The organism is Pseudoalteromonas byunsanensis (assembly GCF_001854475.1).
In the GTDB taxonomy this organism is placed as follows: domain Bacteria; phylum Pseudomonadota; class Gammaproteobacteria; order Enterobacterales; family Alteromonadaceae; genus Pseudoalteromonas; species Pseudoalteromonas byunsanensis.
This window is the reverse complement of sequence record NZ_MNAN01000032.1, coordinates 369,760-383,779: the sequence shown is the minus strand read 5'-3', so window position 1 is coordinate 383,779 and position 14,020 is coordinate 369,760. Positions and strand designations below refer to the sequence as shown.

17 protein-coding genes are annotated in these 14,020 nt (G+C 43.1%); 13 read left to right on the top strand and 4 right to left on the bottom strand.

Features of this window, described 5'->3' with window-relative positions:
* The first annotated feature begins 96 nt into the window (after window positions 1–96).
* Window positions 97–237: a hypothetical protein gene (locus BIW53_RS20945; RefSeq protein ID WP_175442144.1), complete on the top strand. Its 141-nt coding sequence runs from the start codon at window positions 97–99 to the stop codon at window positions 235–237.
* On the opposite strand, the gene smrA is transcribed toward BIW53_RS20945, so the two are convergent.
* The 3 genes from smrA to BIW53_RS21085 form a co-directional block, all read right to left on the bottom strand.
* On the bottom strand, window positions 227–808 hold the full coding sequence (gene smrA / locus BIW53_RS13740) for a DNA endonuclease SmrA (protein ID WP_070992578.1): 582 nt from the start codon (window positions 806–808) through the stop codon (window positions 227–229). The genes BIW53_RS20945 and smrA overlap by 11 nt on opposite strands.
* A gap of 66 nt (window positions 809–874) precedes the next feature.
* A complete protein-coding gene (locus BIW53_RS21090; RefSeq protein ID WP_070992577.1) occupies window positions 875–1,114 on the bottom strand; it encodes a hypothetical protein in 240 nt (79 codons plus the stop codon).
* Window positions 1,115–1,214: 100 nt separating this feature from the next.
* Entirely contained in the window at window positions 1,215–1,475 is a 261-nt protein-coding gene (locus BIW53_RS21085) for a hypothetical protein (RefSeq protein WP_245699417.1), read from the bottom strand.
* 297 nt (window positions 1,476–1,772) lie between these two features.
* On the opposite strand from BIW53_RS21085, the gene BIW53_RS13725 reads away from it, so the two are divergent.
* The gene (locus BIW53_RS13725) at window positions 1,773–2,156 is read left to right on the top strand and encodes a response regulator (protein ID WP_070986620.1); all 384 of its coding nucleotides are present in this window, start codon (window positions 1,773–1,775) and stop codon (window positions 2,154–2,156) included.
* Window positions 2,157–2,220: 64 nt separating this feature from the next.
* Here BIW53_RS13725 and rpsT read toward each other — a convergent pair whose 3' ends face one another.
* On the bottom strand, window positions 2,221–2,481 hold the full coding sequence (rpsT, locus tag BIW53_RS13720; protein WP_070992575.1) for a 30S ribosomal protein S20: 261 nt from the start codon (window positions 2,479–2,481) through the stop codon (window positions 2,221–2,223).
* Between the two features lie 373 nt (window positions 2,482–2,854).
* Between rpsT and murJ the strand changes: the two genes are divergently transcribed.
* The 11 genes from murJ (at window position 2,855) to BIW53_RS13665 (ending at window position 14,020) form a co-directional block, all read left to right on the top strand.
* On the top strand, window positions 2,855–4,423 hold the full coding sequence (murJ, locus tag BIW53_RS13715; protein WP_281179882.1) for a murein biosynthesis integral membrane protein MurJ: 1,569 nt from the start codon (window positions 2,855–2,857) through the stop codon (window positions 4,421–4,423).
* 127 nt (window positions 4,424–4,550) lie between these two features.
* On the top strand, window positions 4,551–5,477 hold the full coding sequence (gene ribF / locus BIW53_RS13710) for a bifunctional riboflavin kinase/FAD synthetase (protein WP_070992574.1): 927 nt from the start codon (window positions 4,551–4,553) through the stop codon (window positions 5,475–5,477).
* Window positions 5,478–5,498: 21 nt separating this feature from the next.
* Window positions 5,499–8,324, top strand: a complete 2,826-nt coding sequence (gene ileS / locus BIW53_RS13705) for an isoleucine--tRNA ligase (RefSeq protein WP_070992573.1) — start codon at window positions 5,499–5,501, stop codon at window positions 8,322–8,324.
* A 9-nt stretch (window positions 8,325–8,333) separates the two neighbouring features.
* Window positions 8,334–8,834 carry a signal peptidase II gene (gene lspA / locus BIW53_RS13700; RefSeq protein ID WP_070992572.1) on the top strand — a complete coding sequence of 167 codons (501 nt, stop codon included), beginning with the start codon at window positions 8,334–8,336 and terminating at the stop codon, window positions 8,832–8,834.
* The gene (gene fkpB, locus BIW53_RS13695; protein WP_070992571.1) at window positions 8,831–9,271 is read left to right on the top strand and encodes an FKBP-type peptidyl-prolyl cis-trans isomerase; all 441 of its coding nucleotides are present in this window, start codon (window positions 8,831–8,833) and stop codon (window positions 9,269–9,271) included. The genes lspA and fkpB overlap by 4 nt, the downstream gene beginning before the upstream one ends.
* The gene (gene ispH / locus BIW53_RS13690) at window positions 9,271–10,200 is read left to right on the top strand and encodes a 4-hydroxy-3-methylbut-2-enyl diphosphate reductase (RefSeq protein ID WP_070992570.1); all 930 of its coding nucleotides are present in this window, start codon (window positions 9,271–9,273) and stop codon (window positions 10,198–10,200) included. Before fkpB ends, ispH begins: the two co-directional genes overlap by 1 nt.
* 18 nt (window positions 10,201–10,218) lie before the next feature.
* The gene (locus BIW53_RS13685; RefSeq protein WP_070992569.1) at window positions 10,219–11,244 is read left to right on the top strand and encodes a sensor histidine kinase; all 1,026 of its coding nucleotides are present in this window, start codon (window positions 10,219–10,221) and stop codon (window positions 11,242–11,244) included.
* Window positions 11,241–11,906 carry a LytR/AlgR family response regulator transcription factor gene (locus BIW53_RS13680; RefSeq protein ID WP_070992568.1) on the top strand — a complete coding sequence of 222 codons (666 nt, stop codon included), beginning with the start codon at window positions 11,241–11,243 and terminating at the stop codon, window positions 11,904–11,906. The genes BIW53_RS13685 and BIW53_RS13680 overlap by 4 nt, the downstream gene beginning before the upstream one ends.
* A 98-nt stretch (window positions 11,907–12,004) precedes the next feature.
* Window positions 12,005–12,562: a type IV pilus modification protein PilV gene (pilV, locus tag BIW53_RS13675; protein ID WP_070992567.1), complete on the top strand. Its 558-nt coding sequence runs from the start codon at window positions 12,005–12,007 to the stop codon at window positions 12,560–12,562.
* A 4-nt stretch (window positions 12,563–12,566) separates the two neighbouring features.
* Entirely contained in the window at window positions 12,567–13,559 is a 993-nt protein-coding gene (locus tag BIW53_RS13670) for a PilW family protein (RefSeq protein WP_070992566.1), read from the top strand.
* A complete protein-coding gene (locus BIW53_RS13665) occupies window positions 13,547–14,020 on the top strand; it encodes a pilus assembly protein PilX (RefSeq protein WP_070992565.1) in 474 nt (157 codons plus the stop codon). The genes BIW53_RS13670 and BIW53_RS13665 overlap by 13 nt, the downstream gene beginning before the upstream one ends.

The window sequence follows — 14,020 nt, the reverse complement described above, 5'->3', positions numbered from 1 at the left end:
TTCACTTATCGTTCATGTTGCTGTATATAAAAACATCTTGTTCGTTAAGGGATTATTCAGTAGATTAATAAAAAATAATAAAAACAGGAGGCTAAGATGAAAAGTAAACAAAGTGGTGTTAAATTCTCAATTATCCTTTTTTCTGTCATCATTTTGGGGGTGTCCGCTTGGTTTACCAAGGCTCAGGCTAATGAATTGCCTAAGCATGATAAAAGCGTGGTACATGCTAACGCCTAGCGTGTAACTCTCTATTTTCTAATTTCTTTTCTTCACTTTTTTTAAGTAGAACATAAGTTGCGGCGCTACCACCGTGGCAACTTAGCGCGCTATGAAAGGCTAATACTTGTGGCATTTCTTGCAGCCATTTGTTGACGTAGCTTTTTAGTATCGCTGGGAATGGTTTGCTTTTGAGTCCAATACCGTGCCTGATCAATTGCACACGTATGTTCCTTTGCTGACAATCCATAACGAAGTCAAACAGGGCCCTTCGAGCCTCATGAAAAGTTCTACCGTGTAGATCCAGCGTTGCGTCAATTTGATACTTACCTAAACGTAAGTTTTTATAAACCCCTTCTTGAACACCTGATTTTTTGTAATGCAAAAGATCATGAGGGTCGAGTAAATCAACATATTCTGTGGATAGGAAATTAGCGTCAAAATCTATTTCTTGCTGTGCAGCTCGTCGTTTCTCAAGCTGTGCTAGGGTAGGAGAGTGCTTAAGACGGCTAAGCTCTACTTGATTGGATTGAGCTAATGGAGTGACATCCCCCATTGATGCTAAAAATAATTCTTCGTCTGTCATAGCCATACTGCACCTGTAAAAACCACTGTAGAGTATGGCTGAGATTTTAGCTTAGTCAGACGTAGATGACTACTAGCTAAGTTCGATTTGCCCGAATGTGTAGACTTTAAATAAATAAAAAGTATTAATTAAAATCAAACTTAGATTGGAAACAACCGTGGTATTTACAAAGTCCAAACTGAACGATAGAAACAACAGACTACAAGCCGCTATAGCAGCAGCACGCAACAGCGTGATCTGATTGATAAAAAATGCGCCTAAGCCTAGCGCTAACAATACAATATTAATGAGCCAGTTGAACTCGTTGAGCATGGTCTGTTTGGTCTTCCGTCGTTGATTAAAGGAGCGCCATTATGGTGATCATTTGACCATGCTTCAAGCGAGTATTTTTGTAATTTTCAGATTAGTTTTTTTAATCTAAAAGCAGTTTTTTCAAAGCTGAAATAAAACCGTTTTGCTCAATTATTTGATATTTTTGACAGCTATCAGGATTGTTAAGATCTGCACACAGATACAGTGTATCCCTGTCTAGGGCTGGGCGAGGGTGCAAGTGAGAGTCAAATAATACAGGGTCAATGCCAGGCAGCCCTCCCCAGTAAACACTTTGCGAAACGAGTCCTAATTTTTCATAAGTTATGAGCTTGGGCTTTGGGAAGAGTAGTACGATTAGCATAATTACCCCTAACACAATCCATTTTGTTGGGCTTTTTCTCGCTTTTGGTTGAGAAATCTGGGGCACTGACTCGGAAGGTGACTTTTCAAACGTCAAATTACCTTTATGAGGTGTTCTTTTAATGCGGGCCTTGTGCTGTCCCTTTACTTGTCCAAGTAGCTGAGCTTTTTTTTGTTTTTTTTGCTTATTTAAATTGTTTGCCATGCTTAGATGTAGCCTTTTAGTTGCAGCACTCTATAATAGTTCTATCATCTTAATAATAGCGTATTTTTATGTCGCAGCCTATGGGAAAGGATTATGGATCAGCAAATCTCAATATTAATCGTCGATGATGTGGGAACGGTACGTAGCTTTTTACACCAAACCTTAATGCACCTAGGAATTGAGCATGTTAAAGAAGCATCAACTGTTCGACAATGCATTAACGCATGTGAGGAGCAACATTTTGATATCGTGTTTCTAGATATAGAATTACCAGATGGAGATGGCAAAGAGATCATCGCACAGCTTAATGACATCAATCCAGATCTTAATGTAGTAATGGTGTCAGCTCATTCAACGGTAGAAAATGTAAAAGATGCAATTGAATTAGGTGCTAAGGGATTTGTGGTAAAACCGTTTTCACCAAAGAAGATTGCAGCAATGTTGAAAAAATTCTATCCGGAGTTAGAGATAAGTTAGGCCATGGAGTGTATTTTAGACATAAAAAAACCGACTTTCGTCGGTTTTTTTAATCAAAAACAAATTATAGTGCTTTGATTTTAGCAGCTAAACGGCTCTTATGACGAGCAGCTTTGTTTTTGTGGATTAGACCCTTAGTTGCGTAACGGTCTAGGATAGGTGTTGCAACAGCAAATGCTTGAGTTGCAGCTTCTTTGTCACCAGCTTCAATAGCAGCTACTACTTTTTTGAAGTAAGTGCGCATCATTGAACGACGGCTTGCGTTGTGCTGGCGGCGTTTTTCGCTAGTAATAGCGCGTTTTTTTGCAGACTTGATGTTAGCCAAGGTTTGCTCCTAACAATCTTAAAATAAGCTTAATTTAAAGGCCGAGGAATATGCCTGTTTTAATCGCAAAAGTCAATAAATTTTGACAACTGCGGCCTTTGTTTCTTTCACATTGGTGGCCTGACCTTGCAAAACAGCAAGCAAAAAGCTCTCTATCAAGCACTCTCAGACCATTGAATCACATCAATGCCAAAGAAATTCCTCGGCTGTTGCGATTAATGGAGCGCATTGTAGCAAACCTTACTTCGTTCACATAGTGTTAGGCTAAGAAATTTTACTCTACGGCTGTTTGCATGCAATTAGATTGTCATAGAATCATGATCCTATGGCATAATTGGTAGGTTTTACGGGTGGTTTTAATTTGGGGGAAAGGGTGGCCAAAGGGTTATTTAGGTCTGGCATGATAGTCAGTGCGATGACCATGATATCGCGTGTAATGGGGTTAGTACGTGATGCCGTGGTGGCAAACTTGCTAGGTGCGGGATTAGCTGCGGATGTTTTTTTATTTGCCAATCGGATCCCCAACTTTTTACGTCGCCTATTTGCTGAGGGGGCTTTTGCTCAAGCGTTTGTGCCAGTGCTTTCAGAAATCAAAGAGAAGCATGGTGATGATGAGGTGCGCTTATTTGTCGCTCAAGCAGTGGGTACTTTGGGCACGATTTTGATGTGTGTCACAATTCTAGGTGTGGTTGGCTCTCCAGTTATAGCGGCTCTTTTTGGTACGGGTTGGTTTGTTGATTGGTGGCAAGGTGGACCAAATGCTGAGAAATTCGTACTAGCTAGCAGTTTACTAAAATTGACCTTTCCCTATTTATTTTTTATCAGCCTAGTGGCGCTCAGTGGTGCAATACTGAATGTTTATAACCGATTTGCGGTTGCTGCGTTTACACCTGTGTTGCTAAACATTTCCATCATAAGCTGTGCCATATTTTTGCATGATGCATTTTCTGTAAATGCCTATGCCCTTGCTGTGGGTGTATTTGTTGGTGGAGTGGTGCAACTAGCGTTTCAGTTACCTTTTTTGTTACGCCTTGGGGTGTTAAGTCGCCCTACGTTTGCTTGGCATGCGCCTCAAGTGAGTAAGGTGCGTAAGCTGATGCTTCCAGCCATGTTTGGTGTATCTATTAGCCAAATTAACTTGCTACTCGATACCGTAATAGCATCTTTGTTGGTAACGGGGTCGATATCTTGGCTTTATTATTCAGATAGATTGATTGAGTTTCCACTCGGATTATTTGGTATTGGTATTGCCACCGTGATCTTACCTGCATTATCCAAACTACATGCAGGAGACAAGTTAGAAGACTTTCAAAAAACTCTGGACTGGGGAGTACGTTTTATTTTGTTCCTCGGGTTTCCTGCGATGTTCGGATTGATGGCAATAAGTCCGCTTATCATTACTGTTTTGTTTGATCACGGAGCCTTTTCATCCGCTGAGGTAGATCATGTTCAAGCAGTAAGCTACGGTGTAGCCGCCTATTCGGTGGGACTGGTTAGTTTCATGATGATAAAGGTGCTAGCTCCAGGGTTTTATGCGCGTCAAGATACGAGAACACCGGTTCGAATAGGTATTGTAACTTTAGTACTAAACATGGTGTTTAATATTATACTGGCGCCGTTTATCGGCTACTTGGGACTTGCGTTAGCAACCTCTCTTTCTGCTACATGTAATGCTTTGTTGCTGTATCGCCGTCTCAATAGTGATGGGGTTTATCGCGTGTCTGGTTTTACATGGGGTTTTGCGGTTAAATGCATGGTTGCAGCTGTTGTGATGGCTGTGAGTGTTGGATATGTGGCTACATTATATCCATGGCAAAGCTGGTTATTGATGGAGCAGATAGCTTTACTCGCAATGCTGTTGGTGATGGCGATGGTGGTTTATTTTGGTTTGATGCTGTTATTTGGTGTTAGGCCAACAACAATCAAAGACCTGCGTGATTGATTGCGAATGTACAGCTGAGCCTATCTCGAAGTTGAGCTTGTCTTAAGATATCTAGATGTTCGCATTTTTAGGTAACTTGGGTATAATCGCTCACTTTCAACTATTGCTTAAATAAGGCATTGAAACTATGCAACTGATCAGAGGTATCCATAACATCCGGCCACATCATTTTGGCTGTGTGTTGACCATTGGTAACTTTGATGGAGTGCATCTGGGCCATGTTGAGGTTCTAAAGGGGCTGAAGCAAGACGCACAGCTATATGGCTTACCTAGTACGGTGATGCTGTTTGAACCTCAGCCGCAAGAGTTTTTTGCGAAGGAGAAAGCGCCTGCGAGACTCACTCGCCTTAGAGATAAACTTGTTTTGCTGTCTAAGCTGGGCATAGACCGCGTTATTTGTGTCAGTTTTAATGCTAAGTTTGCCAGTCAGCAAGCCGAAAGCTTTATTGAACAGGTGCTGATAAATAAGTTGGGTGTTAAAGCGTTAACGGTCGGTGATGATTTTCGCTTTGGCCGAGCTAGACAGGGTGACTTTACGATGTTGCAGCGCCTTGGCAAAGTGCATGGTATGCATGTTAAAAGCACTGAGAGCTTTCGAAGAGACGATCACCGAGTAAGTAGCACGTTAATCAGGCAGGCACTTAGTGAAGGTGAGCTCGATAAAGCTCATCAAATGCTGGGACATACCTATTCAATTTCCGGGCGTGTGATACATGGCTGGAAGAAAGGACGGGAGCTTGGATTTCGAACCGCGAATATCGCGTTAAAGAGGCAGGTAAATCCCGTACGAGGAGTATTTGCCGTGCGAGCAACCGTTGCCGCAGTGCAATACAACGGTGTTGCTAACGTAGGAAACAAACCTACGCTAAATGGTACCAAAGCACTTTTAGAGGTGCATTTATTTGATTTTAACCAAGATGTCTATGGACATTTTATGCAGGTGGAGCTGATCAAGAAGCTTCGCAATGAGCAAAAATTCGATACATTGGAACAATTAACGGCGCAAATCAGCGAAGATGTTGCTGCTGCTAAACAATGTTTTAATTTTAAGTAGCCGATACGGAAACTAGGATAAATGAGCGACTACAAACATACTTTAAATCTACCGGAAACTGAGTTTCCAATGCGCGGTAACTTAGCGCAACGCGAGCCAAAAATGCTTAATGCTTGGTATGAACAAGACTTATACGGTCAAATTCGTAACGCGAAAAAAGGTAAGAAGCCATTTATTTTGCACGATGGCCCTCCGTACGCCAATGGTGATATTCATTTGGGTCACTCAGTTAACAAAATCCTAAAAGACATCATCGTAAAATCCAAGACGCTATCTGATTTTGATGCGCCGTATGTTCCTGGTTGGGACTGCCACGGATTACCTATTGAGCTACAAGTTGAAAAGAAAGTTGGCAAGCCGGGTCAAAAAGTGACGGCTGCTGAGTTTCGTCAGAAGTGTCGTGAATATGCCGCTAAGCAAGTAGAAGGTCAAAAAACAGACTTTAAACGCCTAGGTGTACTTGGTGATTGGGATAAGCCTTATCTAACCATGAACTTTGATTTCGAAGCGAATGCTATCAGAGTGCTTGGTCGTATTATTAATAATGGACATTTGCACAAAGGTGCTAAGCCAGTTCATTGGTGTACAGATTGTGGTTCAGCACTAGCTGAGGCAGAAGTTGAATATCAAGACAAGCAGTCACCTGCGATTGATGTGCGTTTTGATTTTGTTGATCAGCAAGCGGTAGTCAGTGCATTTAATCTAGCTGAAGGGCATGAAGGACAAGGCACCGTAAGCACAGTGATCTGGACTACTACACCATGGACATTACCAGCGAACCGTGCAGTTGCTGTTCACGCTAAGCTTGAATATGCATTGGTACAAGTTGAAGATGAAGGTAAAGAGCAGCGTATCATCTTAGGCTCAGAGCTGGTCAAGGATGCAATGGACCGCTTTGGCTTTAAGCATTTTCATGTATTGGGATATGTAAATGGTCAGGCACTAGAAAACCTGCGTGTAGCTCACCCTTTCCTTGAGATAGATGTACCGGTTATTTTAGGTGACCATGTTACCACTGATTCTGGTACTGGTATCGTTCACACTGCACCTGGTCACGGCCCGGAAGACTTCTCAGCGGGTCTTGCATATGGCTTAGAAGTTGCGAACCCAGTTGGTGCAAATGGTGTGTTCTTGCCAGAGACACCAATTTTCGCGGGTCAACATGTGTTTAAAGCCAATGCGAGCATCGTAGAATTGCTTGCAGAGAATGGCACGTTAATGCATCACCATGCTTTGCAGCATAGCTACCCGCATTGTTGGCGTCACAAAACTCCAATTATTTTCCGAGCGACACCTCAATGGTTCGTTAGCATGGACCAAGCAAACTTACGTCAAGACTCACTTGCTGAAATTGCAAAGACGCAGTGGATCCCAGAGTGGGGCGAAAACCGTATTGCGAACATGGTTGAAGGTCGCCCAGACTGGTGTATTTCTCGCCAGCGTACTTGGGGCGTGCCTATTGCTCTATTCGTTGATAAAGACACGGGAGCATTACATCCAAATACCAATGAACTGATTGAGCAAGTTGCTAAATTGGTTGAGCAAAAGGGTATTCAAGCTTGGTATGACTTAGAACCTGCTAGTTTACTGGGTGACGATGCAGAACAGTTTGTTAAAGTACAAGACACATTAGATGTATGGTTTGACTCAGGTGTGACACACGCTTGTGTGGTTGATGCACGAGAAGAGCTAACTGGACCTGCGGATTTATACCTAGAAGGTTCAGATCAACACCGAGGCTGGTTTATGTCATCTATGATGACGTCAGTAGCGATCAATGGCCATGCGCCTTATCGCCAAGTGCTCACTCATGGCTTCACCGTGGATGAAAACGGTCGCAAGATGTCAAAGTCGTTAGGTAATGTGATATCGCCGCAAAATGTAATGAATAAGCTGGGCGCTGATATTCTGCGTTTATGGGTGGCTTCAACAGATTACACCGCAGAAATGACGGTATCGGATGAGATTTTCAAGCGCTCTGCTGATCGTTACCGCCGCATCCGTAACACAAGCCGTTACTTGTTGGCTAACTTAAGCGGTTTCAACCCCGCAACTGACTTAGTTGCAGTAGAAGATATGGTTGAGTTGGACCGTTGGATTGTGGCACGAGCGGCTGCGTTACAGAAAGAAATAATTCATGCTTATGACCACTACCATATGTTGGTTGTTACACAGAAGCTGATGAATTTCTGTACCGGTGAGTTAGGTTCATTCTATTTAGATGTGATTAAAGACCGCCAGTATACGGCAAAGAAAGATAGCCATGCTCGTCGCTCATGTCAGTCTGCGCTTTACCATATCGCTGAAGCTATGACACGTTGGATGGCACCTATAATGAGTTTCACAGCTCAAGAAATCTGGGAAGTATTACCTGGTGAACGCGGTCAGTTTGTGTTCACTGATGTATGGTACTCAGGCCTTGAGAATGTAACGGAAGGCGCGTTGAACAATGAGTACTGGCAGAATCTGCTTGCGGTACGTGATGAAGTAAATCGCGTGCTTGAAAATGCGCGTAAAGAAGAGCTTATAGGCGCGACATTGCAAGCTGAAGTGACTTTGTATACGGGTGGTGATTTAGCACAATCGTTACAGCAAATTGGTGATGAGCTACGTTTTGTATTATTGACTTCAAAAGCCAAAGTCGAAGTGGTTAATAGCAAGCCAGAACATGCTATTTCAACGGAAATTGATGGTTTATACATCTCGATTAATGCGACAGAAGCGGCTAAATGTGAGCGCTGTTGGCATTATTGTGATGATGTAGGTCAACATGATGAACATGACGACTTATGTGGACGTTGTGTGAGCAACGTAGAAGGTGATGGCGAACAGCGTCAATTTGCATAGGAGCATTAAGTGACTAACACAACCCAAAGAAGTGGTTTAGTCTGGTTATGGCTGAGTCTACTGCTTTTTGCAGTAGACTACGTAACCAAGGCTGTAGTGGTTGCTAATATGGAGCTTTATGAGTCTATAAAGCTGTTACCATTTTTTAATTTTACCTATATGCACAACTATGGAGCTGCCTTTAGTTTTTTGAGTGATGCTGGGGGATGGCAACGTTATTTCTTGAGTGCTATCGCAATAGGTATTAGTGTCTTATTGTTATATTGGCTTAAAAAGCTGCCTGCGCGAAGTTGGGTGTTGTGCTGTGCTTACTCAATGGTATTAGCGGGCGCATTAGGTAATTTGGTAGATAGATTAATCCATGGCTATGTGATTGACTTTCTTCACTTTTATTACCAAACCTGGCATTACCCAGCGTTTAACATCGCAGATATGGCGATTGTAGGTGGCGCTGCACTGTTAATTTTTGACGCCTTTAAAGGTGACAAAGCGCAGGAGAAAAAAGTATGAGTGAGCAAGTGATTGGCCCACAATCTGAAGTTGTGTTTCACTTTTCTATTAAGCTAGAAGATGGTTCTGCGGCGGACTCTACTAAGGTCCACAATAAACCTGCAAAGCTGTTTATGGGTGATGGAAGTCTGACGGAAAACTTTGAAAAATGTTTACTAGGCTTAAAAGCGGGAGATAGTAAGTCGTTTGATTTGCAACCTGAGGACGCATTTGGGCAACCAAATCCAGACAATATTTATTACCTTGATCGTAGCAAATTCGGTGCTGATGCGCCTGCAAAGGTAGGTAATATTATCGCATTTACTCAGCCTGATGGCACCGAGTTACCTGGACTTATTCGCGAAGTGGCGGGTGACTCTGTGACGGTTGACTTTAACCATCCACTAGCGGGCCAACCTGTGACCTTTGAAGTCGATATTTTAGAGGTAAGAAACTAATGGACATTTTGCTGGCGAACCCAAGAGGATTTTGTGCAGGCGTAGACCGAGCGATCAGCATTGTGGAAAGAGCGCTGGATATCTTCGAAAAGCCCATTTATGTGCGCCATGAAGTGGTACACAACAAGTATGTGGTCGATGGCTTGCGCAAAAGGGGTGCGGTGTTTGTTGAAGAACTGCATCAAGTACCAGACGATAGCATTGTTATTTTTAGTGCGCATGGTGTATCACAACAGGTGCGCCAAGAAGCTAAACGCCGTGAGCTAAAAGTGTTTGATGCCACCTGTCCATTGGTTACTAAGGTACATATGGAAGTGACCCGAGCAAGCCGCAAGGGAATTGAGTGTGTTTTGATTGGACACCACGGTCACCCTGAGGTTGAAGGCACAATGGGGCAGTATGATAACCCTAACGGGGGGATCTATTTGGTAGAGACGCCAGAGGATGTCGCTAAGTTGCAAGTTAAAGACGATACTAACTTGTTCTATTGCAGCCAAACCACTTTATCAGTAGATGATACGGCTGACGTGATAGATGCCCTACGCGTAAAGTTTCCGCAGATCCATGGTCCACGCAAAGATGATATTTGCTATGCCACACAAAACCGTCAAGATGCAGTAAGGGATTTAGCCGATAAAGTTGACGTGCTATTAGTGGTCGGTGCTAAAAACAGTTCTAACTCAAACCGTTTACGAGAGTTGGCTGATAAGATGGGCACGTGTGCTTATCTTATCGACGATTCAAACAGTGTTGAACCTGACTGGTTTACAGATGTTCAGAGCGTCGGTGTAACGGCTGGAGCGTCGGCACCGGAGGTGTTAGTACAGCAAGTTATTACGCGCTTAAAAGAACTTGGTGGAAAGACGGTTGTGGAAAACCCGGGCGAAGAAGAAAACGTGGTCTTTGCTGTGCCAGTTGAGCTTAGATAATTTACTAAGCGGCGTGTCATGCTTAAGTCGAACGATTTAACTTCACAGCTGCTACCTACCATTATTACCGCCAGAGGTGTATTGGCGATGCTGATCACCTCTCAAATCCTCGCCTGTGTGCTTGCATTTGCACCTCTGAGCTATGAAGATGTTTGGGTTCGCCTTGGTATCTTCAGTCTTTTTATTCATTGTGTGAGCGCCGTTGGCTTCAGTACACTTTACAGCTTGCGTCATAGCGTGAGCCGCTTCAGCTTACCCAGCCAAGTTGTATTAATTCTAGTGATATTTCAGTGTACTACCGCGCTGTCAAGTATGGCTGTCAGTTACTTTTCTCCTCTTTATGATGGTGCTTTAGATTGGACATTTATATTGAAAAATATGGCGATATGTTTGTTTATATCGTTATTTTTTATTCACTCAATGACAATTTTTTTGGACAAGCTGCAAACTGTTGAAGCACTCTCTAAAGTCGAGTTTGAAGCACTGAGCGCACGTATTCGGCCACACTTTTTGTACAACAGTTTAAACACTATCGCTGAGCTTGCACATAGCGATGCTGATGATGCGGAGCAAGCGGTGCTAACATTGGCGCAGTTATGTAAAGCTACCATGCGAGCACAGCAATTAACTTGGTTGAGTGATGAACTACAATTAGCAAAGCAATATTTAGCGTTAGAGCATTGGCGCTTTGGTGAGCGGCTAATGGTCAATTGGCATTTACCTGAATCGATCCCTAAGATTCAACTACCTGTACTTACAATACAGCCTTTGCTTGAAAATGCGGTCATCTATGGTGTAGAGCCCGCCAGTAAGGTCACTCAGATCAATGTGCTTTTACAGGTAGAGCAACAGCATGTGGTGCTCACAATCAGTAATAGCTATGCCGGTTCTGACAAAGTTTCTCATCAAGGGCATGGCATTGCGCAAAATAATATTCGAGCCAGATTAGCGCATCACTTTGGCGAACGAGCAAGTTTGCAAATTGAACAGACCGAGCATGTATATACTGTTACGTTAAGTGTGCCTAAGGGGCTGCAGCAATGAAATATATAGTGGTGGACGATGAGCCATTAGCACGGCAGCGAATTCAACGCCTATTATCCTCTTTATCCGATTACGAATGTTGTGCACAAACGGGTTGTGCTGAGGAAGTCATATCTTTGGTTGAGCGCCATCAACCAAAGGTAGTATTGCTGGATATTAGTATGCCAGGTATGGATGGGCTAGAAGTCGCTAAGCTGCTCAGTGAGATGGATAGTCCTCCCAAAGTGATATTCATCAGCGCACATCCCGACTATGCTTTAGAGGCATTTGGGGTGTTTGCTAGTGGTTACTTGGTGAAACCTGTACAGCAAAGTGAGTTGCATGCTTTGTTAAGGCATTTGTTTCCACCAAGAATTAAGTACTCCGTTGGCAACCAAACCCGCTGGTTGGAAGTATCTGAGGTATTGGTTGCTCGTGCCGATGATAAATATACTCAGTTGTTTTTTAATGGCGGAGAAGCTGTAGTGGATATGAGCCTTAAACAGTTGCAGGTACTTTATCCTGAACATTTTGTACAGGTACACAGGAATACCTTAGTGAAGCGTACCCAGATGCAATCATTGACTTATGACCATAATGGTTACCATGTTCGGGTAAATGGCTACCCAGAAGCAATCTCGGTGAGTCGTCGTGCGGCTCAAGCATTGAAGTCGGGATATTAACCGTTTATCGGTCCAGTCAACCGTTTACCACCAAACTACTTGCTTATCTTTTGCAAAATTATAGGCTAGAGTCATGAAGCTCCATTTTTAGATTTTTTATGCGGATCATATCGTCACACAATACTGGTTTTACGTTGCTTGAGGTGCTGATTGCATTTATGGTACTGAGCTTTGGCTTACTCGGTGCGGTAGCATTGCAAGCTAAGGCCAAGCAAGCCAGTTTTGATGCAATGCAAAGAGCTGCGGCTATTGCCTTAGCGAAAGACATAGTTCAACGTCTGAGGGTGAATGATACGCAGGCGCTAAGCACTAATTATAAATTGGTATTTAATAGTTCTTCAACGCTTAACCCCGTTAATAGGTGCTTTAGTCAGCAATGTGATTCAGCCAGCATCGCGGCTATGGATATTGAGCATTGGAGGCAGGCTATTCGCGCTAGAGAAAATACCGGTTCTCTGGATAACACTACGGTGTGCATTACCCCTTCTGTGGTTGGGGGGACGCGTAACCGAGGATATAACGTAGAGGTTGTTATTGCTTGGCAAGGTAAGCAAGCGATGAAAGCAAGTACTCAAAACCAAGCAATTAACTGTGGTGAAAAAAATGACAGGCGCAGACTCGTTGTGATTAACAGTTATGTGTTAGTGAGGGCTTAAGCTGATGCGAGAGAAGGGTTTTTCTATTGTTGAGCTGTTGATCGCTCTGTTTATTGGAGCATTGATACTCGGTGGGGTAGTTGCAACATATGTCAGCATGAAGGTAACTACCAGAGACACGCTCGTCATTGGTGAAATGCAAGAGACGGGTCGATTGGCTTTGTCTATCTTAGCTCGTGATATAGAACAGGTTGGATTTTGGGGAACCTTTTACGAAGCCGGTTTTAGCGATGAGAACGTCACTATGGCTGATTCCGTTGGTAACCCTAGAGGAGATTGCTTTGGTGGTATTAACAATGGCAGTTTTCCGGATACCGCACCGGCCAATTTTCGTTCCATTTATGCCGCTGTCGCAACAGATAATACACTTAACTGTATTTCGAATGCGAAGAAAAACACAGAAGCTGTACAACTCAAATTCCTAGAAGGTAATCAGTTGCCCAATAGTGCAGCTATGCAAGCTAATCGCTACTATTTTATCGCTGATCAGGAGCAGGCAATATTCACTTCGGGTCAGCAGCGCACGGCATTACCCACTGTAAATTCAACACTTTGGCCTTATAGTCATCATGTTTACTACGTGAGTGAGCAACAAGTTACATTGCGAGATCAAGCTATCACAATCCCAGTGTTGTCACGCCGTCGCTTAACAGTTAACGGTGGCATGATCAGTGAAACGGTGATGGAAGGCGTTGAAGATTTACGCTTGGTATTTGGGATTGATACGAATGCTGATAACCGAGTAGACAGTTATAGAAGCACTGAAGATATGACTGCATCGGATTGGGAAAGACTCAATGGTATTCTAACGGTCCAGTTATTTATTTTGGTCAGAGCGTTAGAGCCAGACCCAGATTTAAAGTTAGCAAATCAAACTTACACCTTAGGCTCAGATCCAGACAAACGGATACATACGTTCAACGATAATTTTCGTCGTACGGTGTTTTCTACCACAATAAGACTTAACAATATGGGGTCAATATTATGGCGTTTGTAAATCAACAAAGAGGCATAGTATTGATCACTGCGATGATCATGATAGTGGCTGTGACAGCTATTGCAGTCACTTTGATGAGTACCAGTAGTATTGATTTAAAAATTACCAATGCAGCGCAAGAACGTGAAGAAGCTGAAAGTTTGTTGATGGGAGAGGTGCAAAGAGCTGTCGCGCAACAGGCTGCACTCGAAGAGCGAAGTTTATTTACACTTAGCAAAGAGCAGTTAGAGCAAGGGAATAGCACATTTGATGGGTTGAATGGTGCAAAAAACAAAGTAACGAGCCTAAATAATGGCCCGATGGAAGTTAATTGTCCACGTTCATACAGTGCAACTAATGGTGTGATATGTAATATGACTCAACTCGAAACAACAATTACTTATGGTAGTAAGAATCAATATACTATTACCGTGGTAACAGGTGTTGGCCAAGAAATGCTCAGTGTGAGAGAGGGTCGTTAA